The 22,437-nt window shown below is 50.8% G+C and carries 13 protein-coding genes and 1 pseudogene; 6 read left to right on the forward strand and 8 right to left on the reverse strand.

What is annotated here, in order from left to right:
• Nucleotide 1: 1 nt before the first annotated feature.
• Nucleotides 2-1,411, reverse strand: a complete 1,410-nt coding sequence (gene argH, locus JMI88_RS25745) for an argininosuccinate lyase (protein WP_201364830.1) — start codon at nt 1,409-1,411, stop codon at nt 2-4.
• On the reverse strand, nt 1,408-1,539 hold the full coding sequence (locus tag JMI88_RS40235; protein WP_268906024.1) for a hypothetical protein: 132 nt from the start codon (nt 1,537-1,539) through the stop codon (nt 1,408-1,410). Before JMI88_RS40235 ends, argH begins: the two co-directional genes overlap by 4 nt.
• Nucleotides 1,540-2,187: 648 nt before the next feature.
• Between JMI88_RS40235 and JMI88_RS25750 the strand changes: the two genes are divergently transcribed.
• The 4 genes and pseudogenes from JMI88_RS25750 (at nt 2,188) to hisG (ending at nt 5,712) form a co-directional block, all read left to right on the forward strand.
• Nucleotides 2,188-3,078 (forward strand): mechanosensitive ion channel family protein, encoded by an 891-nt coding sequence (locus JMI88_RS25750; protein WP_201364831.1) that lies wholly within the window; start codon nt 2,188-2,190, stop codon nt 3,076-3,078.
• Nucleotides 3,079-3,255: 177 nt separating this feature from the next.
• A pseudogene (locus JMI88_RS25755) lies at nt 3,256-3,468 on the forward strand (nitroreductase family protein); the annotation flags it as partial.
• 184 nt (nt 3,469-3,652) lie between these two features.
• On the forward strand, nt 3,653-4,222 hold the full coding sequence (locus JMI88_RS25760; protein ID WP_201364833.1) for a GtrA family protein: 570 nt from the start codon (nt 3,653-3,655) through the stop codon (nt 4,220-4,222).
• A gap of 608 nt (nt 4,223-4,830) precedes the next feature.
• On the forward strand, nt 4,831-5,712 hold the full coding sequence (gene hisG, locus JMI88_RS25765) for an ATP phosphoribosyltransferase (RefSeq protein WP_201364834.1): 882 nt from the start codon (nt 4,831-4,833) through the stop codon (nt 5,710-5,712).
• Nucleotides 5,713-6,318: 606 nt separating this feature from the next.
• Here hisG and JMI88_RS25770 read toward each other — a convergent pair.
• The 5 genes from JMI88_RS25770 to JMI88_RS25790 form a co-directional block, all read right to left on the reverse strand.
• Nucleotides 6,319-7,683 (reverse strand): phospholipase C, encoded by a 1,365-nt coding sequence (locus JMI88_RS25770; RefSeq protein ID WP_201364835.1) that lies wholly within the window; start codon nt 7,681-7,683, stop codon nt 6,319-6,321.
• A 367-nt stretch (nt 7,684-8,050) separates the two neighbouring features.
• Nucleotides 8,051-11,284: a carbamoyl-phosphate synthase (glutamine-hydrolyzing) large subunit gene (gene carB / locus JMI88_RS25775; protein ID WP_201364836.1), complete on the reverse strand. Its 3,234-nt coding sequence runs from the start codon at nt 11,282-11,284 to the stop codon at nt 8,051-8,053.
• A complete protein-coding gene (gene carA / locus JMI88_RS25780; RefSeq protein WP_201364837.1) occupies nt 11,284-12,369 on the reverse strand; it encodes a glutamine-hydrolyzing carbamoyl-phosphate synthase small subunit in 1,086 nt (361 codons plus the stop codon). Before carA ends, carB begins: the two co-directional genes overlap by 1 nt.
• Before the next feature lie 110 nt (nt 12,370-12,479).
• Complete coding sequence (locus tag JMI88_RS25785) at nt 12,480-13,532, reverse strand: N-acetylornithine carbamoyltransferase (protein WP_201364838.1); 1,053 nt, start codon at nt 13,530-13,532, stop codon at nt 12,480-12,482.
• 30 nt (nt 13,533-13,562) lie between these two features.
• The gene (locus JMI88_RS25790) at nt 13,563-14,627 is read right to left on the reverse strand and encodes a P-loop NTPase family protein (protein WP_201364839.1); all 1,065 of its coding nucleotides are present in this window, start codon (nt 14,625-14,627) and stop codon (nt 13,563-13,565) included.
• A 798-nt stretch (nt 14,628-15,425) separates the two neighbouring features.
• Here JMI88_RS25790 and JMI88_RS25795 point away from each other — a divergent pair.
• Both JMI88_RS25795 and JMI88_RS25800 read left to right on the forward strand, forming a co-directional pair.
• A complete protein-coding gene (locus JMI88_RS25795; protein ID WP_201364840.1) occupies nt 15,426-17,300 on the forward strand; it encodes a hypothetical protein in 1,875 nt (624 codons plus the stop codon).
• A gap of 469 nt (nt 17,301-17,769) precedes the next feature.
• A complete protein-coding gene (locus JMI88_RS25800; RefSeq protein ID WP_201364841.1) occupies nt 17,770-18,843 on the forward strand; it encodes a sialidase family protein in 1,074 nt (357 codons plus the stop codon).
• Between the two features lie 100 nt (nt 18,844-18,943).
• On the opposite strand, the gene ppc is transcribed toward JMI88_RS25800, so the two are convergent.
• Nucleotides 18,944-21,862, reverse strand: coding sequence for a phosphoenolpyruvate carboxylase (gene ppc / locus JMI88_RS25805; RefSeq protein ID WP_201364842.1), 2,919 nt, complete (start codon nt 21,860-21,862; stop codon nt 18,944-18,946).
• Nucleotides 21,863-22,437: the final 575 nt, after the last annotated feature.

A 22,437-nucleotide genomic window follows, 5' to 3' on the forward strand; every position in this document is an offset into this window, starting at 1 on the left:
GTTACTCCTCCTCTAGAATAGATATCTGGGATGTTCCAACAAGCTGTTGAATTGCGGTTGTAAAGGTTGTGGCGCGCTGCTGCCAGTTTTCTTGCGCTTGCGCTAGACGTTGTCGGGTCTGTTCTAAGCCTGGATTTCCGGTGCCCCCCTGATGACTGCGGGCCTTGAGGCGCGCGGCCAGCTGCTCTTGACTTTCAGTTGGCAGGGGGAGGTGCTGGTCAAGCCGGGCCGTCACCTCTTTACCGACGATGCGATAGGCATCGCGGAAAGGCATGTGATCCCTGGTGACCATGTCGTAGGCACGGTCGGTGGCGAAGAGTTCAAACGTGCAGGCTGCCATGAGCCGCTCGCTATTGACGCTCACCTTACTGATGACCAGGGAACAGATATCGATGCTCTCTTGTGCCAGGTCCAGCGCCTCCATCAGTGGGCGCTTGGTTTCTTGATAATCCATATTAAAGCCAGATGGCAGGCCGCAGACGATCCCTAGAATGTGTTGTTGATGGGCCAGCATCGTCTGGGAACGAGCTCGTACCAGCTCCATAATGTCCAGGTTGCGTTTTTGCGGCATGATGCTGCTGCCGGTGCGTACTTCCTGTGCCACCTGGAAAAAACCATACTCGGCCGTGGTAAAGAGCAGTAGATCCTGGGCCAGCTTGCTGAGATCCAACATGATTTGTGCCAGCGCCTGTACGATCGCGGCCTCGATTTTGCCACGGGCATTCTGCACATAGATGACGTTATTTTGTACGCGCGCAAAGCCAAGCAGATCCGAGACCAGCTGGCGGTCGATGGGCAAAGGCACGCCATAGCCAGCGGCTGATCCGAGTGGAGACTGATCATTGATCTCATAGGCTGCCGAAAGCAGACGCTCATCATCGATCAGCGCTTCGGCGAAGCTAGCGGCCCACAGTCCAACCGAAGAGAGCATGCCGCGCTGCATGTGGGTATAGCCGGGCATGGGAGTAGACATATGCTCTTCAGCAAAGTTCAACAGTGTTGTTGTCAGATTGAAGAGTTTCTTGCTGGTCTGCGTCAGCTGCTCTTTACTATAGAGGCGCATATCTACCAGCACCTGGTCGTTGCGCGAACGGGCTGTATGGATATTCTTGCCCGCCGTGCCAATCGTTTGTGTCAGATAGTTTTCGATGCTGGTGTGCACATCTTCATCCGAGGGTTGGATGACAAATTTATCAGCTTTCTCTAGCTCAAGAATCTCACTCAGACCTTTTTTGAGGGATTGGAGTTCTGCGTCGTCGAGAATGCCAATCTGATGCAACATGATGGCGTGGGCCAGTGAGCCCCAGACGTCATGTCGGATTAAGCGATTGTCAAGCAGGCTATTTTGCGCAGCCGCATAGCGCTCAACCTGCTCATTGATACTATAGCCTTTTTGCCAGATTTTGGTCATTGAGCACTCTCCTTCGCGCCGATGGGGGCGCTGAGATGAGTATGCCGACTGGCTGGCTGGTTGAGGGCACGAATGGATCTTGTTGTGGTGCCGGGCAATATTGGGCACTCCTGTTGAGCCATTACCATTGTGTGATCTCCTTCGATTGTGCTATGGAAGAAGCTGCGAGGCAATAAAAAACCCCCGCCCCTTCCGTCAATCTTGAAGGGACGAGAGTGCAGGGATAGTATGTTTGCCCTATCACACCCGTGGTGCCACCCTAATTGTCTTTCATCCGATTGCTAGAAAGACCACTTTTCCTGGTTATTGTTTCGACATGGGAACCACCCACCTGTCCTACTTGTCTCCTGCTGGCTTTAAACATAGGGCAAACAGAAAACTTTCTTCGGTCAGTCGCTCACAAATGCGTTCTGAGAGAACACGACCATTCCGAACTTTCACTCTGCTTCGGATCGCTGTTGGCTGTAACTCTCGTACTATTTTCGTTCAACGCGAGTCTTATTTGGTATGTGTATTAGAATAACAGTCCTCTCTTGAAATGTCAAACCCATGACTGCACATAAAAAATGATGTTTATGAGGATAAGTTTCACATGTCAACAGACTGACATGTAAAACTTACTCCTATTTTGTTGGATATACTTATGGTCGTGATTTTATACATGTAGAGTATAGATATGTGATAGAAAAGTAGCAACAGTTTGCATATATAATTCGTATGTTATATAGGGTTGATCCAGGCAGTCAGTAACACTTACCCTGCGAAAGGAGCATCTCATGAGCGTCATTACGAATTGGGGCGTTGCCATCTATTCATCGTTGGCGACTGCCCTGGCCATGGTTTTTGCTTTCATTCCGAAGCTGGTTGGATTCTTGGTCATTTTGCTGGTAGGTTGGATTGTAGCGTCGTTGCTTGCAAAAGGGCTGACATTATTGCTCCGCCGGGTTGGCTTTGATCGTCTGAGCGATCGCATCGGTTTTACCCGTTTTGAGCAACAGATGAACCTGCGTATGGATCCAGCAAGTTTGTTAGGAAGAGTCCTCTTCTGGTTCGTTTTCTTAATTTTCCTGGTGCCTGCTTTCAACGCTCTGGAGTTGACTGCGGTCAGTGTCCTGATTGGACAAATTGTCGGCTATATTCCAAATGTTTTTGTGGCGATTATCGTTCTGTTCCTGGGTACGTTGCTAGCTACCTTTGTTGCTGATCTGGTGCGAGGAGCCTCAGCCAGTGCGCGGATGGCTAACCCCAATGTCCTGGCCAACATTGCACGCTATGCGATCCTGGGTTTTTCTGCTCTGATAGCTTTAGAGCAGCTTCAAATTGCGCCAACCCTGATTACTACTCTATTCACAGCCGTTGTAGGTAGCATTGCGCTAGCCTGTGGATTGGCCTTTGGCCTGGGTGGACGCGATAGTGCCAAGCGCGTGCTTGAACGCAGTGAGTACCGTATGAGCGCGGCCATGGCACCTGCCGGGCAGTCGCAGATAGATATGTCTCAGCCTTTTAATCAGCCCCCGCCGATGGCGGGCAAAGCTCCCAGTGAGTCTATGCCTCCTGGACAAGGACAACCGGCACAACCTGTTCAGGGCCAGGGATATCCCTCGCAGACGGCTCCGGGTCAGGGATATACATCACAAACGTCTTCTGGTCAGGGACCAACTGAGTAGTGGCGCACCAATCAACCATTGTAACGCTTACAACTTGTCTGTTATGCCGCTTTACTTCCATGAAGCGAGCTATAGATTGGTAGCCTGATAGTCCAGATTGGAATATCTCTATCTGGCATCTGTTTATCTCTCTTGTAGCGGTAATCAACCGGCTGCAAGAGAGCTTTTATTTTGAGGAGCTTTATGCTAGCTGCTCGCGAGCGTGGCCTGGGAACTGCCTGGACTACCCTGCACCTGGACTACGAAAAAGAGGTTGCCCAGATTATCGGCATTCCTTACGAACAGGTTACTCAGGTCGCTATCATACCCGTTGCCTACACATTGGGGACCGATTTCAAGCCCGCTCCACGCGAACCCCTGGATACAGTCCTACACTGGGATCAGTGGTAACCAGCCCCATCCCCCGAACGTTAATATAAGCAGAATTACAAAAGGCAATCTTTCCTTTGTGGTTTAAAAAATTAAATTAAATATAGATCTGAGATTGGAAAAATCCATAGGCATTTCTTCACCGATGAGGTATACATAGTAAAGATGCAATGGTAATGAAGTCCAATTTTGGATCTGGTATATTATGCAATACGTAACAATAGCAAAGACACCTGCCAACCTGTGCATTCTGAAGAAAAGGAGATCTTCTATTTTTGCTTTTTTCTCAACTTTAGTACGCAAAAAATTTGTCCGCTTTGCCGTTATCGGCGGAATCGGCATCCTTTTCAATGATCTGGTGCTGGCTGGATTTATGTGGTTGATCCATTTCTATCCAGCCGCCTATGTCTTTGCTTTTGCTGTCAGTAATGGCCTCAATTTTGTTTTGAATCAGGTCATTACTTATCCCGAACACCTCCCCAATCGCGCCTCTATCTGGTTTCAGCGTCTGCTGAAAGCCGAGATTACCAGCGTTTCTGCCCTGGTGATTTCTTTCTCTGTGGCGTTGATCTTCCACTATATATTTCATATGAGCGAATACCTTGCCAACCCGATTGGGCTCTGCTTCTCGTTTGTCTACAAGTATCTGGTCTCGGATCGTTTTGTTTATCGACCAGGGCCGGCTAGATCTGTGGCACCTGAGGCTGAGCCGGTGACCGATCCAATGACGCCACCAGTAGTAGACGAGGACGCTGCTACCTCGGCTGCCGACTAGCTCCAGCACCGCACCGCTAACTGGCGAGTCATCCTATCCCGATGGCCATGTGCGTGAAACGCGCTCTTTTGCGGATATATATTCGCATAAAGCCACGCTGCTATTCTCTTTTATGCTTGTGTTAAAAGATCTTTAAATCTCTAAATTTCTCTTGACAATGGTATAGGCGATTTATATACTAAGTACAAAGCTGGATAAACAAATTGATTTCGTAGTTGTAACAGGATGGGTAAATGTGTTGCAACCACGAAAAAGAATAAATGACAATACAATGTATCCAAGTAGAGGCGAGTGATCGAGGAAGAGTAGGCGGGTGTGGTATATATAGCGACCTGGAGGTTGGTGCAAATCCAGGTATACCTACCGACTGAACACACCGAGAGAGCCTTGTGCGAGCATACCCAGTGCCAAAGCACACCGGATGGCCTCATCCGTTATCATGAGCAACTCTTAGTTCTGAGCCCCTCTGTAGCAGGGACCAGGATTATGAGACCGAGAGTCTGTCTGTTTGACAGAAATGAGGATGGGACCGCGGATTGACCTTCGTTCCTCGAGTAGCGAGGAATGAGGGTTTTTTTATTGGTAAAACCTGAAGGAGAAAACTGGCGATGACATCAAAATTGAGTGGTGATCACATTAAGTTGGCGATACAGAAGGATGGTCGGTTGACTGAAGATACGCGCAATTTGTTGCGTACCGTAGGCTTGCATTTTGAATCGTATAAGCAACGCCTCTTTAGTATCTGCCGCAACTTTCCAATGGATATTCTCTACGTACGCGATGACGATATTGCGGAATATGTAGCTGAAGGTGTGGTAGATCTGGGTATCGTGGGTCGCAACCTGGTCGTAGAAGCTGATAAGCCGGTTGAAGAGATTATGCCGCTCAATTATGGCCATTGTAGTTTGAAGGTGGCTGTTCCCGCTGAGAGTGGTATTTCACGTATCGAGCAACTGGCAGGCTGCAAGGTCGCTACTTCATATCCTGTCACTACCAGTCGCTTCTTCGAGGAACGCAACGTGGATGTCAACGTGATCACTATCAGTGGTAGCGTTGAGATTACGCCCGCGCTGGGCGTGGCCTCGGCCATTGTTGACCTGGTGAGTACCGGAAGTAGCTTACGCTTGAACGACCTGATCGCGATCGAAAATGTGCTGGACTCCCAGTCGGTCGTAATTGCCAACCGCGACTCGCTGGCTGACAATCAGAAGGCGGCCATTGTCGAGCGCTTGTTGACGCGTTTCCGCGGCGTAATGGCCGCCTCAGAATATAAATACGTCATGATGAACGTCCCGGCGAGCGCGCTGGAATACATCTCGACCATCATGCCCGGACTCAAATCCCCCACCGTACTGCCAACGGCGGACCCCTCATGGATGGCCGTACATACCGCCATCCGCGAAGACATGTTCTGGGATGTCATCGAAGAGCTCAAAACGCTAGGCGCCCAGGGCATTCTGGTCTCCTCCATCGAGAAAATGTTCGTCTAACACGGCCGCTGCGGTAGGTGCCGGGCTCGCCCCGGCTTGCCGCAAAGCGGCCGACTCCCGAGCGGTTCACGTTTCCCAAACACGTTTCCATTCCAAAAAACGTACGACAATGCATCGGCGAGCACATCCGTTGGAGTAACGCTCGCTGGGGATGTGACGTTTCTAGAGAACGCACGCGCCCGGGCACGGGGCCGCTTCGCGGCAAGCCGGGGCTGAGCCCGGCACCTACGAGGATTCGTTCTTGTTTCTTCTTGCATTGCCCTTTTGCAACAAAATGAATGACTCCCTGTGCTGCATGAACCATTGACACAACTCTCTGTGGTTGGTTATACTTCATTTAGGTAAAATGTGTTAAAAGCCTCAAAATAACCATCAACAGGAATATGCTAGCGTGATAATGCAAACGTGGCACGGCCCAAAGACAGATCAATAACTCCGCTGTCTTTGGGCTATGAAGGAAACAAACATAGAGACTGCCAATTTTTAAGGTCGGGCATCGTTGTGCGCGTCGATTTGGCGATAAACAACTAAAGCCAGACGTGGGCACTTGTTTGCCTTCCTCTTTCGGACGAACAGTCATCAGTGTGAGTGAACCATACTGGTCCGTTATGGGCACTTCCTGATTGGAAGTGTCACTGGCGGAACTGGTGACGCTGCAAAATTTAGATCATCTCCAATACTAGCTACTTGCAGCTCTCTCTGACTCAGCCGAGGTGGAGTTGGGCCTAAAAACGTATCCTCAGCGAACTTGAGGGTACTGGTGAGGTCGTAGCGTCGGTTGCTGATGGCATGATGGGCAAAAGGTGAAATGATAAGCAATGGTACTCGAAATCCGAAACCAATAGGCTCATTGTGTAGCAGTGGCGGAGCAACATGATCATAGAAGCCACCAAAATCATCCCATGTCACGACAATCACGCTATGCGCCCAGACCTGTGGGTTGCTTTCTACCGCGTTGATCTGTTCACTGACCCAATTTTCTCCCTGACAAGAAGTAGATTGTCCGGGGTGCTCATTTTGTGTATGATCAGCAGACAGCCAGGAGAATTGTAGTAGGGTATTATTTGCTATATCCATTTGGAAACCATTCAATCTGGTGTCAATTCCATTGGGGTGGGTTGGTGTGGATGGCACATTCACATCTGAAAATGAGGCCAGGGAATCATTAGAATCCGTTGTATTGGAAACATAATATTTCCAACTTTTGCCAAAACGATTCATTTCAGACGCCAGCGTGCCTACCTGATTGTTGGTCCAGCAGGGCGGGGGAGAGATAAAGTTTCCTGTAAATGGTTCTGTATTTGAGGCATGGGTGAAGGTCTCCACCTTTGAATTCTTGGGTGCCTGACATCCCCACCTGATCGGTTCTGTTGGGTTGTTAATCATACTGCCAACGAAAATTGGCCCTGACCTGGCCGCGACGGCATAGAGGTGATTGGGGAAGCTAGGTCCCATGACCGATGAAAATGCGTTGTCTCCGAGCACAAAGTTATCTGCGAGTTTCCAGTAATTGGGGATCTCACGCCGATGCGCAGCAACGTAGCAGGCTAATGCAGCGCACTCCATCGAGTGATTAAACTTATCCATTTGTGCGCTATCATAGTCTATGTGTGCTGAGCTCCAGGAGTGTTCGAAATCAGGAAGCATGCTGCCTGTCGTCTCATTAAGGGCTCGAAGCGGCACTGTTTTTGGATTAGTGCATGGTTGCAGCGTCAGCGTTGCACAATATACTCCTTGCACATTGCCATCTCCCGGGTAACGTCCAAAGTAGGAGTCAAAGGAACGATTCTCCTGCACAATATAGATGATGTGTTGGATTGGTGAGGTCTGATTTATTGGTGGTTGCGGCGGCCTTGGGTATGGTGGTTTTGGCCAGGCAAAGGCATCACCTTTGAAAATTGTCAGCAGGAATATCCCCAGGATCAGGCTATTACGTAGATGTCTTGTCAACAACACGCATTTCAATTGCATAGGATTGGACCGTCCTTTCTCTGTTACCTGTGTCTTGCTAGTGATCAACAATGCGCCATACAATTTCAGACTGGGCAGCAACGTCGAAAGAGCCGGATTTGATGAAAGAAAGAAGAAGATGCATCCATTGACGTCCCTTTCTACCTACCTACCCATCCACAAAAGGAATATAATTTTATATTATAGCATAAAATATTGAAAAATTATATATTAGTGCAAAAATGTTTGTTTGATGTTTTTAAATATATTTTAATTTAAAAGAAACTAATGGAAAATTATGGTTTTTCATGCACTGAGGTAGTAAAAAAGAAGACATGAGACATCCCAAACATTCGTCTCATGTCTTCTTGCCAGGTTGGTTGTGCGCCTATGGCTGGCGGCTCATCAAGGTGGGCTCAGGTAGGTATAGTTCCTCGAGCGGCTGCTCGTGCTGGTACTCGTCCCAGGCTTTGATGGGCAGGGCGGCCAGGTTTTTGCTGGCCAGGGCGCGCAGGAAAATGCGCATCTGCTTGATCTTGGTGATCAGGTGGATGTTGCAGTCGATGGCCAGGCGCCGCAGGGTATAGTTCTGGTCGAAATCGCGCTGCAGGCGGCCTGCAACGATGATGATCGCCAGATCGATCTGCTGCTGGCGGAAGGCTTGCTCTACCTCTCCATTATCCTCTGAGAGCAATGTTGCCGTGATATGGTGCTGCCGCAAAAATTGCCAGGTTTCTGCCGTGGCATAGAGTGGCAGCTCCAGCGCCTCTAGATGCTGCAGGCTGGCTAGCAGGGCGTCTTGCTTCTCTTCACCATGCAGGCTCAGGAAGATGCCTTTCTGTGGCAGCGTACCGCCCGCAGCCAGAATAGCCTTCAGATAAGCCTCCTCCAGATCCTCACCAAAGCAGGCAACTTCGCCGGTGGAGGACATCTCTACGCTCAGGACTGGATCGGCTCCGATCAGGCGCGAAAAGGAGAATTGGGGTGCTTTCAATGCCACAAAGGCCGGTTCCGGGACCTCAATGCAGGGAAGCTCTTCTTGCGAGAAGATGACGTCCACAAAGATGTCCATGAAGTTGATACCGGTGACTTTGCAGATGAATGGGAAGGTACGCGAGGCGCGCAGGTTGGTCTCGATCACATAAAGCTGACCATCTTTGAGCAAGAATTGAATGTTGACTGGCCCTGTCACATCCAGCGCCTGAACAATCTGACGTCCAATCGCGGCAATGTCCTGCTGCAAACTTTCGGAGAGAGTTTGTGGCGGCAAGACGATCGTCGCATCACCCGAGTGGACGCCGGCATTCTCAATATGCTCTGAGATGACATAGGCCTTGACCTGTCCATGCTGGGCCACGGCGTCGAACTCCACCTCGCGAGCATATTCAAAGAACTTTGAAACGGTCACGGGATGATCGGGCGAGAGCGCGGCGGCCTGGCATGTATACAGTTCCAGTTCTTCGGGGGTGTCGCAGACCTTCATGGCGCTTCCCGAGAGTACATAGGATGGTCGAACCAGGACGGGATAGCTGACTCGCTCGGCAAAGGCAGTTAGCTCGCTCAGGGTCGTGAATGTATTCCATTCCGGTTGCTGTACACCCAGCGTATCCAGGAGTCGTGAGAAGGTGCTGCGGTTCTCGGCGCGATCGATATTTTTGGCCAGCGTGCCCAAAAGATGGCAGCCATACGCCGCCAGCAGCTGGGCGCGATTATTTGGCGTTTGTCCTCCTACCGAGACAATCAACCCGTCCGGCTGTTCAAAATCATAGATGTCCGCGATGCGCTCAAAGGTCAGTTCTTCGAAGTAGAGTCGATCCGAGACATCATAATCGGTGGAGACGGTTTCTGGATTGCTATTGATGATAATGGTCTGCCTGCCATGCTTTTTCAGTGCCTCGACCGTGCTGACGCTGGTCCAGTCGAACTCTACCGAGGAACCAATACGGTATGGGCCAGAGCCCAGCACGATAATCCCATCGCCAGCACAGGGACTGACATCGTGGTGCTGTGCATTGTAGGTCAGGTAGAGATAGTTGGTCTCGGCCGGGAACTCCGCGCCCAGCGTGTCGATCTGGAAGACCGAGGGCAATACGCCCAGTTGCTGGCGCAGCTTGCGTATACTCATCTCGTCGCTACCGTGTAGTTCTGCGATCCGCTTATCTGAAGTTCCAAGCTGTTTCAATTTCCACAATTGGGCTGCCGTCAGCTCGCTGGCCGGCGTCACAGCCTGCTCATGCTCAATAATATTGTTAATACGCGCCAGAAACCAGGGATTGATCCCGGTCAGTGTATAAATTTCTTCAACTGTGATGCCCTGCTGCAGCGCCAGCGCCAGCGCAAACGGGCGCTTAGGGGTCGGTATAGAGAGATAGTGTTGCATTTCGGTCTGGGAGGAGAAGAAATCAGCGGGTGGGAGCACACCCTCGAAGTTCTGCTCCAGCATACGTAGTGCTTTTTGATAGGCTTCTTCAAATGTGCGACCAATACCCATCACTTCACCCACAGATTTCATACCCGTCCCAATTGTTTCCTCCACCCCTTTAAATTTGGCGATATCCCAGCGTGGTATCTTCACGACCAGGTAGTCGAGGCTGGGCTCAAAGCAGGCGCTGGTTACGCCGGTCACCTTGTTGGGGAGCCGGGTTAGATCATAGCCAAGCGCCAGTTTGGCGGCGATGTATGCCAGTGGATAGCCTGTGACCTTGCTGGCCAGGGCCGAACTGCGCGAGAGGCGCGCATTGACCTCGATCACATAATATTGAGTGCTCACCGGGTCCAGAGCAAACTGTACATTGCATTCGCCGACAATGCCCAGACTACGCACGATCTGGATCGAAGCTGAACGCAGCAGATGATATTCTTCATTGCTCAGGGTCTGGCTGGGCGCGACCACAATGGATTCGCCGGTATGGATGCCCAGCGGATCCATATTTTCCATATTGCAGACAGTGATGCAGTTATCATGATGATCTCTAACTACTTCATATTCAATCTCTTTATAGTGATGAAGATATTGCTCAACCAGCACCTGCGGGGCAAACGAAAGTGCGTGTTCAACGATATGCTTAAGTTCTGTTTTTGTATAAGCGATCCCGGAGCCCTGCCCACCCAGGGCAAAACCGGCTCGCACCATGACGGGAAAGCCGATTTGCTCTCCCAGTTCAAGCGCTTCGGCCAGGGTGGTGGCGCTCTGACTCTGCGGAGTCGGAATGTGGATGCTGTGTAGATGTTCGGCGAACTTCTGGCGATCCTCGGTCAGAATAATGGCCGAGATTGGCGTGCCCAGAATACGCACGTTATAGCGGGCCAGAATGCCCTGTTCATAGAGCTGGATGCCGCAGTTCAAAGCTGTCTGGCCACCAAAAGACAGCAAGATGCCGTCCGGCCGTTCGCGTTGGATGATCTTCTCCACGAAGTAGGGCGTAACGGGCAGAAAGTAGACCCGGTCTGCCAGCAATTGTGAGGTCTGGATTGTCGCGATATTGGGATTAATCAGGACAGTCTGGACCCCTTCTTCCTTCAACGCCTTGAGGGCCTGTGAGCCAGAATAATCAAACTCACCGGCCTGACCAATTTTCAATGCACCAGACCCCAGCAGCAGCACTTTGCGTAGTTGTTTCATTAAATCTTCTCCAGGAAGTAATCAAAGACCCACTCAGTGTCCACTGGTCCAGGGGCTGCTTCGGGGTGAAATTGGACCGACATGAAGGGTTGCGAAACATGCTTGATACCTTCGTTGCTGCCGTCATTGGCATTGATAAACCAGGGCTCGAATTCAGGCGGAACCTCGCTGACCACAAAACCATGATTCTGAGTCGTGATATAGCAGCGTGGGCTATCCTGCATGATGCAGGGCTGATTCTGACTGCGGTGTCCGAACTTCATCTTGGTGGTATCACCGCCGGCTGCCAGCGCGAGCAAATGGTTTCCCATACAGATGCCCAGAGTTGGGATTTTATGCTCCAGCGCCGTGCGAATAGTCTCGATAGTAGTGGTCGCTGTCTTTGGATTGCCTGGTCCATTGGAAACCAGCAGACCATCGAAATGGAATGCCTGATTGTTCGCAAACAAATTATAATCCCAGGGTACCGTCACGATCTGCACATTGCGCCGGAGCAGGCAACGCACAATATTCTTCTTGGCCCCACAGTCCAGTAGAGCGATCGTCTTTGAACCCTGACCAAGTGTTGTGACCTGTTGTGTTGAGACCTGTGCGACGAGGTTGCTTTGATTGGGATCAAAAAAAGGCACATCTTCATCGAAGACAATTTTTCCTAGCATTGCGCCATGATTGCGAATATGCTGGGTGAGCAGGCGGGTATCTTTAATTTCGAGCGCCGGAACCTTCTCCTGTATGAGCCAGTTGCTCAAGGTCATCGTGCTCTGGGCATGTGACGGCGTATCGATATAATTGGACACGATCAGGCCAGTGGCGTGAATATGATCATCTTCCCATCTGCTCATGGTGGGCACACCATAGTTGCCGGCTAATGGATAGGTCAATACCAATAGCTGTCCCGCGAACGAGGCATCTGTCAGCGCCTCTGGATAGCCCACCATGCCGGTGCTGAACACGATCTCGCCGGATTTTCCTTCTTCATAGCCAAAGGAGAGGCCCTCGAATTGCGTCCCATCCTCCAGGATTAGTTTGCCGTAGCGGGCTGGGCGCTGTATTGACTCGGGTTTGGATAGTACTTGCGTGTGCATGGATCATCCTTTCTACTGCTAACCCCTGTATGCTGCCAGGCGGTTTAAGCAGAATATAATGACAGGTCAACCGAAATGGATCAGAGGCCTGGTACGTGCCACATACTGGCTTAATCTCCTAACAGGGTCGCCAGCAGGGCCATCTGGGCCCACATTCTATTTTCGGCTTCGTCAATGACGATCGAACTGGTACCATCCAGTACGCCTTGCGTGACCTCGACATTTCTACGCACCGGCAGGCAGTGCATAAACTTGCCATGTCTGCTGCGAGCCATTTTTGACTCATCAACAATCCAGTGCTTCAGTTGCGCCCGCGCCTGTTTTTCAGCTTCCCAGTTGCCATAATAGGGGAGGGCGCCCCAGCTCTTTGCACACACGATATCCGCGTCTTCGACGGCTTCATTCTGATCATATGAGATCGAAAATGAGCCTCCACTCTGTATAGCACGTTTCTGGGCTATTGCAAGGATCTCAGGATCTAATTCCCACCCCTGTGGATGTGCCAGCACGACGTCCATACCCAGGTCGCAGGCGGCCAGTAACTGTGAATTAGTCGTGGCCATCGGCAGCGCCTTGGGATGGTAGGCCCAGGTGTGCACATATTTTTTACCTTTGGTCTCGCCCAGCTGCTCTTTGATCGTGACAGCGTCTCCAAGGCCCTGGCAGGGATGATAAACATTAGACTCCATATTTATTACGGGCACACTGGCATATTTGGCGAAGCTATTGAGTACAATATCTTGTTTGGACTCGGCCCAGCTGCCGGAGCTGGCGCTTTCGGCCGATTTGGTGACCAGCTCACTACAACGAATGGCCAGGCCATCGCAATAGCGCGAAAGCACCGGGGCAACCTCTTTCACATGCTCGATGGTCGAGCCATCCATCACCACATCATCTGCATATTCAAACGACCACACATTATTGCTGCTGATTTCCAGCGCCTGTCCACCTAATTTAAACATGGCCGTGGCAAATGAGACCCGTGTCCTGACTGAAGGATTAAAGAAGAGCGTGGCCAGCGTTTTACCGGCCAGACTCTTCTGCGCTTTGCCCTGTTTTAAATCTAAGGCCAGCGCTATTAACGCCTGAACTTCTTCCTGGGGCAGGTCGGCCGTATTCAGGAAATGGGGCCGTGACAGGCCATTAGTTTGCTGTTGAAGCATACGATTTCCTCCTGTACGTACGAACTCTGCTCAGGACCGCGCCGCGACGGCCTGCGCGTGGTGTTTCTGCTTGATCGCAACCAGATTCTTCTCGATCAGATGCAGCGTTTTCGGCATGGCGTGCTGATTACTTTCGGCGGGTACTCCAAAGTGGTTCTCCACAAACTGGACGCCGGTATCGTTGTTTACTGCAGGGCCGGTAATCAAGGTGACCGGGACTCCATACTGGTTCATGATTTCCTGCGCCCCCCATGCTCCGACTAGATCGCCAGCTCCAACAATGAAAGAGCTGATATGCTGCTGAATCTCTGGCGACTTCAGAATATGGCCAACGTTGTACTCGCCCAGAATGCCATCGCCAAATTCAGCAATGATCAGATCGGGATTTGATTTATTGGCCTCGTGCAACACACTGATCGCGGCCTCCACCACTTCCTTCGGATTGCCACAGGTTGATGGCAGGCCAGCATCCATAAAGCCGATTACTGGAGAAGCGCCCGCGTCCGCGATCTTATCCAGATCCTGCGTAGAAGCGACGCCTGATAGCTTGACGCCCGCGACCTGGAGGCCCTGTTGCGTGAAATGTTTGATGATCTTACAGATGGCGGTGGTCTTGCCTATATTCATGCAGGTGCCAACCACACCAATAATAGGAGCACTCTTCTCTAGCGTTGTATGATGGGGGAGGGCGGCATCCTTAATATTGACCTGGCGACCATTTTTCACCAGGCTGCCCAGAATTCTGACCTGCATTGGGGCTCCCCACTGCTCATTGAGGCCGCGAATCTCACCCACGACACCACTTTCGCAGAGATAATAGAGCAGGTCACCCACGGCGACATGTTTGGGGATATCGCCACTATACTCGCGCAGCGCGCGCCGTTTACCGAGGACGACTGGCAGGATATCTCCCTCAACCAGAAAACCGATGCGCCCGGTCGTAAATTCTAGTAGATTGTTTTTGCCCGCATCCGACAGCGCCTCAGCGATCAGCACCGCTCCTTCTTCAGCGATAATCTGCTCACTGATCTCAACAACTGCAGGCACGTGAAGTTTGCGCACCGCTGAGGGAACCTTTGTAAGTTGCATTTGCATAGTATTGCACCTCTTCTTCCTGACTGTTTTGTCCTCATTGAACGTGTGCCTGGCGCTAGCTCTCATCAGCAGGCCAGCAACATACATAAGAGAGGACAAAGAAAAAGTTGGAATGTGATAGATGGAAGGTGCAAAGGGGTAAAAAAATCCTCGCCCCCTCCATTCTCTTTGAAGGGACGAGAATAGTCGCGTTAGAAGTTATCAAACTTCGCGGTAGAGCTATGCCCGTGGTGCCACCCCAATTGTCACTATCTGCAATATAGTTTGTTCACGTCCTCGTGACAAAACTGACAGTGACCACTTTTCCTGGTTAATCGCGACATGGGAACCACCCACCTGTCCTACTTGCCTCTGGCTCAGAGAACCAGTTAACTTTCTTCGGTCAGCCGCTCACGAATGCGTTTTGAAAGAGCTTTCCTATTCCGAACTTCCACTCTATTTCGGATCGCTGTCAGGTGCTTCTCTCATACTAATTTCGATCAGCGCGGGTCCTGTTATTTATTTGTCTTTCAAAAAGATTACCATCCGACTTGTGAAATGTCAACGAATAAATGTCCTGAATGAATGTGAGTCATGCATACTATTTACGAGCACTTTATGTGGAACTCTTACAGCATCATGCTTTTGCATATGTCACTACCTATCTTACCGCTAGACTTTATCTCTGTTAATAGCACATCTTTCCTGCGAAAAATCTTGACAGGATAAATAACATTATGCTATAAATTGAATAGCAAAATGTTATTATTGCATTGAGAAAAGGAGACCTCTACTCCCTGAGAAAGAGGAATAATCCCTATGATCATTCTGTTGCTGGCACTGATTGGGACCCTGATCGTCATGGCCTGCTTAACCATTGGACGACTGGGTTTTGGACGCAAGGAGCCTTTCGAGGCGCGTTCATTTGTGCGCTGGTTTACGGGCTTTACCATTTTCAATTATGCGTTTTGTCTACTGATCCTCTACTTTTCTGAACCTGCCTTCACCGGACCTTTCTGGGGCTGGCAATGGGTGCTCTGGCCGCTACTGATTAGCAGTATTCTCAATTTGTTTGCTATCGCCGGGGGAGCGCGTGAAGCGCTAGAGATGGGCTTGAGCGCCAGTCAGGGCCAGGTCTATACCCGAAGCAGCGACGCTGAGAAGATCTCACGTCGCTCGATTGCCGCGGGCATCTTTGGCTTGATTATTGTGGCCGTCTTTGGTATCGCGGCCACCTTGCTCATCAACATCTTTGCCACCTGGTTTGATGGCAATGCCAAAGCACTGGCGGCGATTCCTCATGTTACCATTCAATCATCGCCGAACTTACCGCCGACCGATGCCAAAAATATTGTGCTGGTGAGCCAGAGTATAGCTTCATATAAAGGTCAGCAGATTCTAGGATCAACGGGCCAGAATCTCGGTTCAGCCTATCAACTGAATCCTGCCAGCTATACTTTGCAATCCATCAACCATCACCTCTACTACGTTGCACAGTTGAGCTATAACAACCTGTTTATTAATCTCTCTAATCCCGTCACGCCCGGTTTTGTCATGGTCGATGCTGAAGATCCTCAGCAGCCGCCACAACTACATACCGAGCCGCAATCAACTATTCGCTACCTGCCAGGAGCGCTACTAAACCAGGATCTGCTGCGCCACGTCTATCTCAGTGGCTATACCTATGGACGGTTGGTCGATCCGACCCTTGAGTTAGATGATAGCCTGCATCCCTATTGGACCATCTCTCTGATGCAGCCATCGCGTGGCTATACTGGTGATGTGCTGAGCAAGGTATTGCTAGTGGACGCCCATACCGGCGAGATCAAAGAATATAGTCCTCAGAACGTGCCCGACTGGGTCGATCGTATTATGCCGGCAGAGACCGTCTCGCAGTATCTTAGCTGGTGGGGACTCTATCACGCGGCCCCCTGGTTTAATCCCTCCGGACTGGGTCAGCAATCTCCTGCCAGTTCTCCAGAACTACTCTACAATAACATTGACCAGCCGGTCTGGCTGATTCCAATGACCTCGGCCTCAACGAATGATAACTCGAGCACCGGCGTGTTCTTATTCAATACCCACAAGAACCAGGCCAACTTCTACAGCAAAGCGGCTGGTCTGGGTATCGGGGATAACGTTATTAAGACGTTTCAATCTACCCGCGCCAATATACGCGGCTATGATGTCGCCTCGGTACAGCTCTATCAGATCTATGATACGCCGACCTGGGTGGCCATCTATGTGCAGCACACGGCGAGCGGCGATATCTTCCAGGCGGTTGGCCTGGTCGATGCCCGCGAACTCAATGGTAACAACGTGCAGTTTGATCCCGATCTGGGTTCGGGCTTGCGCGATTATCAGCAATGGCTGACCGCACTGGCCAGTAGTGGTAACGCGGGCGGTAATACGAATGGTCAGGTGCAAAGCGCCACCGGAAAAGTACTGCGCATCTCCTCGGTCCAGCAGGGGACCAGTACCATCTATTACCTGCAGATTTCGGGGCAGCCGTTCATTTTCACTGCGAACCTGTCGCTATCGCCCAAACTGCCGCTAGTGCAGAGCGGCGACACCGTAACCATCACCTATAGCGGAGCCAGTGGAACCGTAGTTAACCTCAAAACGTTTGATGATACCAGCATCAATCTGGGAGCGAGCGCAACCCCAACGCCCACCCCGACACCAAAAAAATAACCCATAATAGATTCGGAGCTTGCCTCCGATTATCTCTCCGCCGATGGGAATAATCGGGAGCATGGTCATGTATCCGATTATTGCCCTCCGGGGAAGGATAATAATCGGGGGCAAGCTCCGAACCTATGTGGTTTCCTCCTGCTTGACAGATATACATAAATGATGTTATGTTTACTTTAGTTCAACGTTGAACGGAAATAAATATAAAATTGTGTTCATTTCATAAATGTTCAGAGCAATGTGCTTTCTCTCTTTTTCTTACAGAGTATTGCGACAGGCAAAGGAACGGAAGTGAACATGGCATTTTGAGAAGGGAGGTCCAGGCTCACAGGAAAAAGATGATGAGATGACTATTTTAGCATCATCGATCAATAGTAGTACAAGGAAGATACTATTACGAATAGGTAACAATCGGGCAAAATACCTACATACTACTTCAGTATATTTAACAAGGAAGAGAAGATACACAATGAAGATGTTCATTTCACACTGGAAGCTAGTTGTAGCCGGGTTCATGAGTATTGTTGCTTGCTTGCTAGCAATTACTCCTACAGTTTATGCCTTTTCCCCTGGTGGTCCCATTTCCTGGTCTGATGCCACGACGATTAGCAACACAAGAAATCCTGCCTGGGGGCGTATGTTGCCCTGGAATAAGCAGGGGGAAAATTTGATCACCTATACAGAATACCCAAGTAGCGGACCTTTCGTGATCAAAGTAGCCACTGTTGATAAGACGGCACAACATTACAACGTTATTGCCTCCATACCTTCGCCCGATGGCTATATTCAGGAACAATCACAAATCGCGCAATTACACGATGGCACCATTTTGATGGCGACGCGTAGCCGTCGAACTGACCTGAACTGGTTCGGTCTTCCAGTCTTCAAGAGCACCGATGGTGGACATAACTGGACGCTAGTGAGTCAGTTAGATACGAACCCTTATTCCGCCGGACGTTTTAATCGCGGCCTATGGGAGCCATTTTTGTACGTCCTGCCCAATGGCTGTGTCGCTGGCTTCTACTCCAGTGAAAAGCATGCCGACGACAACCCGTCTTACAACCAGGTTGTGTCAGAACGCGTCTCCTGCGATGGAGGGACCACCTGGGGACCGGAAATATTTGCTGCGGCTCAACCTGGCGCAGCCCGTCCGGGCATGCCTGTCATGGCGAGAATGGCGAATGGTGAGTATATTCTTGTTTTTGAGCTATGCGCGACCGATAACTGTAATGCCCATTACAAAATCTCCAAAGATGGCGTGACCTGGTCAAATGATCTGGGCACAGCGATTCCAGATCAGTATAATGGCCCTTATGTTACGGTCCTGCCGAGTGGGCGCGTTCTGGTCACTTCGGCTGGTTCCAATCAAGTCTCGATAAGTGATGACAATGGTGCCACCTGGTACAAAAATGATCAACCAGCCTGGTATGCCGGATGCTGCACCTGGCCTGCTATTTACCAGGTCGGCAGTGATCCGAAAGAAATTGGAATCATTGTGGGATTAAATGGCGCGCTTATGATGAGGTTTGGGCGCGTAAAATAAGCTATCGGGAGAGGCCCATAACCCATAGGTTCGGAGCTTGCCTCCGATTGCTCCGTGCCATTATGACGGGAGCAAATCGGAGGCAAGCTCCGAACCTATGTTAGCCGGTATTGCGGACACCGGCGGCAATGCCGTTGATGGTCAGGAGCACGGCGTAGGTGAGGCGGGCGCGCTCTTGCTCTTCGGCTGAGGTATGTTTTTGTGCTTCAGTGTCCAGCGTCAGGGGTCCACCCAGGGCTCGTAGGCGCTTTAACAGGACAATCTGGAAATAGCTGAGCGGATCAACATAAGGATTGCGCCGTCGGATCGATTCCTGGAGAGTGGGCGAGTTATCCAGCAGGCTCTTGCCGCCGACTATGGCAATGACCGCCTGGCAGGTACGCTCATATTCAGCCTGAATCTCGTGGGCGATGCGCTCACCCAGCGCGCGATCTTCGACCAAGAAGTCTGCATAGTCATGGGCGATACTCATGTCCGCTTTGGAGAGCGTCATCTGCAAATTGTCCAGAAACGCCTGCCAGAACGGCCACTGCTTATACATCTGTTGCAACTGAGCCAGCCGGTTGGGATCCTCCTTCAGGTATTCCTCGAGTGCGCCTCCAACTCCATACCAGCTTGGGAGCACATAGCGTGTCTGCATCCAGGAGAAGATCCAGGGGATGGCGCGTAGCTCTTCGATTGCGCGCCCAACAGTCCGGCGTGCCGGGCGGGAACCGAGGTTTAACCAGCCGATCTCTTTGATGGGGGTGGCCTGCTCAAAGAAAGTCAGGAAGGCTGGATCTTCATAGATCAGCTTGCGATAGCGGCTATGCGCACTGGCGGAGAGCCGGTTCATGGTCTCAACCCAGTCCGTTTTAGGTTTGGGATGGACCTGCGACTCTACGATATGCTCGATGGGAATACTGGTTTGTACGGTGCCGGCGACTACCAGTTCCATGTTGCGCATAGCGATGTCGTGAATACCATATTTGAATGAGAGCATCTCGCCCTGTTCAGTAATGCGCAGGCGGCCATTGACCGAGCCCGGCGGTTGGGCCAGGATCGCCTCATAGATCGGTCCACCTCCACGCCCAATAGCTCCGCCGCGACCATGGAAGATAGTAATGGTAATGCCATGGCGCTGACTCAGCTCGGCCAGCCGACTCTGGGCCTGATAGAGCTCCCAACTTGAGGTCAGGATACCTCCATCTTTACTACTATCCGAATAGCCAAGCATCACCTGCTGCTCACGCTGGCAATTTTTCAGGTATTCCTGATAAAGCGGATGTGTAAAGGCTGTTTCCAGAATATCGGTACAGTGGCGCAGGTCATCTATGGTTTCGAACAGTGGCACGATCGGCAGATCATAGATACCCGTCTCTTTACAGAAGAACTGAACCTCCAGCAGATCACTGAGCGAATGTGACATGCTGGTGATATAGCAGTTCACTGCTCGCTTGCCAAAGGTTTCGCGTACCTGGCGAATCGTCTGGAAATTGGTCAGGATCTGGCTGGTCTCTGGACTCAACTCCAGGCCGGGCCGGGTCAGGATGCGTGGATCTTGCAGCAGATTTTCCAGAATCTGGATGCGTTCCGCCTCTGGCAATGTCCTGTAGTCATCTTTGCGCAGACCAGTCACTTGCAGCAGTTCTGACAGGGCGGTTGAATGTCGCTCACTATGCTGGCGCACGTCCAGCGCGGCAAAATAGAAGCCAAAGATCTCGACCTGGCGGATCAGTAAGTTCAGCGGGCCGCGCGCGATGGCTACCTCGCCATCGGCCAGCAGACTATCCTGCACCATACGTAGATCGGCGAGCAACTCTTCGGCATTTTTATAAGCAATGCCACTATGGGTGGTGTTCTCTAACGGCTCCGTGTTCTGGAAAGACCAGGATAGTTGCTGAGGAATAGGAGGTGTGACCTGATTCTCGCGCAGCCGCCGCCACATAAAGGAAAACTTGGCGCGGTACGGCTCCAGCGCCGTCTGGGGTCCCAGTTCTTCGGCGTATTCGGGCATAGCCGCCATATCACGGTCCAGCGAGGCCCGTAGTTCGGGCGTAATAGTTGAATGATCAATGGACTGCGAGCATTCGCGGGCCAGCTCAAAAAGGTTTCGGCGATAATGGATCAAGATATAGTTGCGTTGTTGGTTTAAAGCCGTCAGCAGGGTGTCGGCATGGATAAACGGATTGCCATCCTGGTCGCCACCGATCCAGGAACCAACGTGTAAAAAAGGTGGGATTACCAAATCAGGATATTCTTTATGCAGCAGATCCTCAAATTCCGCATACAGATCAGGCAGGGCATAGTAGATAATTTCATCCAGATAATAGATGCCCATCTTAATCTCATCCAATGGTTGCGGCCGCACCTGGCGCACTGCATCTGTTCGCCAGAGCAGATCAATGACGGCATCGAGATCGCGCTGCCATTGGGCACGCTCACGCTGCGTCATCAGGTCGGCGTTATCCCACTTGTTCAGGAGCTCGGTGATACGGCGAGATTTCGTAATCAAGCTACGGCGACTCGCCTCGGTCGGGTGGGCCGTAAAAACGAGATCGATAGACAATTGATTGAAGAGCTGTTGCAGCGTGGCACTATCTAGCTTGTTACGTTTAAAGAATTCGACCAGAGCCTCCAAAGAACCATGCTGCGGAGTGGACTGAGGGTCGAGCTCATGGGCGCGCCGTCGACGGATACGGTGGTATTGTTCGGCAGTATTGACCAGATGGAAATAGACGGTGAAGGCGCGAATTACATCGATGGCTGTATCCAGATCACTCTCGCTCACGATTTGCAAGATCTCTTGTTCCATGTCGCGGGTCTGGTGCTGGATAGTGATTTTCTCGGCACCATCTACCTGTTTCAGACGCTCACTATGGTCGCGCAGGCGGATGCAAAGGCCACGCAATTTCTCTACTGTATCAAAGACTTCGTGCCCTTCGTGCCGTTGAATAGACTGCCCCAATGTGTTAGCCAGGACGCGAATATCCTGTCGGAGCGAATTATCTTTTTCCCGGCGATATATTTGTTCTGACATAATTTGTCCTTCCTGTAAGCACATCAGATTAGTACAGGATCAACGTCGTTGCCAGATACTCTCGGTGTAGAGACGAGTTCCTTGACTTGTTCTTATGCGTGCGCGACTCCACTTACTGGCTTGATCTTGTGCACTTTGACTCCATTCTAGCACATTCATGGCAGGCTCTTTTTTTATTCAATGGTGCAAGCCGTAGATTTGTATGTAGAAACTGCACAGGACCGTTGGTGAGTGTGGATTTTTCTTTTGTGAGAAGAAGCGCTCTATTGAGCCAGTGAACGCACAAATCGCTTGCCGCAATATCTGGTTATGGCGCTGTTTTGAGCTCTTTTCGGCCAGAAAACCTGCTGGATTCACTATTGTCGTCAGGCTTATAAATGGTCGACATTTCGCGCTTGCCTTCTGTTGTGTTTAACAAAAGGGAGTTGAAAATATACTATCCCATTGGGAACAGTATAGGCATTTTCTACATATACAAAGCTTGTTTGGATGCTTATCTGTATGCTATACTCTCACCACAAGTGGTAATGTTACCAGATCTATATGAGCTATGACGCTCATCCATTCCAATGTCG

The sequence above is a fragment of the Dictyobacter formicarum genome, assembly GCF_016587435.1.

Excerpts from the sequence above, each read along its gene's own strand:
- argH (WP_201364830.1), bottom strand. The coding sequence starts at position 1,411 with ATGACCAAAATCTGGCAAAAAGGCTATAGTATCAATGAGCAGGTTGAG.
- JMI88_RS40235 (WP_268906024.1), bottom strand. The coding sequence starts at position 1,539 with ATGGTAATGGCTCAACAGGAGTGCCCAATATTGCCCGGCACCACAACA.
- JMI88_RS25750 (WP_201364831.1), top strand. The coding sequence starts at position 2,188 with ATGAGCGTCATTACGAATTGGGGCGTTGCCATCTATTCATCGTTGGCG.
- JMI88_RS25760 (WP_201364833.1), top strand. The coding sequence starts at position 3,653 with ATGCAATACGTAACAATAGCAAAGACACCTGCCAACCTGTGCATTCTG.
- hisG (WP_201364834.1), top strand. The coding sequence starts at position 4,831 with ATGACATCAAAATTGAGTGGTGATCACATTAAGTTGGCGATACAGAAG.
- JMI88_RS25770 (WP_201364835.1), bottom strand. The coding sequence starts at position 7,683 with ATGCAATTGAAATGCGTGTTGTTGACAAGACATCTACGTAATAGCCTG.
- carB (WP_201364836.1), bottom strand. The coding sequence starts at position 11,284 with ATGAAACAACTACGCAAAGTGCTGCTGCTGGGGTCTGGTGCATTGAAA.
- carA (WP_201364837.1), bottom strand. The coding sequence starts at position 12,369 with ATGCACACGCAAGTACTATCCAAACCCGAGTCAATACAGCGCCCAGCC.
- JMI88_RS25785 (WP_201364838.1), bottom strand. The coding sequence starts at position 13,532 with ATGCTTCAACAGCAAACTAATGGCCTGTCACGGCCCCATTTCCTGAAT.
- JMI88_RS25790 (WP_201364839.1), bottom strand. The coding sequence starts at position 14,627 with ATGCAAATGCAACTTACAAAGGTTCCCTCAGCGGTGCGCAAACTTCAC.
- JMI88_RS25795 (WP_201364840.1), top strand. The coding sequence starts at position 15,426 with ATGATCATTCTGTTGCTGGCACTGATTGGGACCCTGATCGTCATGGCC.
- JMI88_RS25800 (WP_201364841.1), top strand. The coding sequence starts at position 17,770 with ATGAAGATGTTCATTTCACACTGGAAGCTAGTTGTAGCCGGGTTCATG.
- ppc (WP_201364842.1), bottom strand. The coding sequence starts at position 21,862 with ATGTCAGAACAAATATATCGCCGGGAAAAAGATAATTCGCTCCGACAG.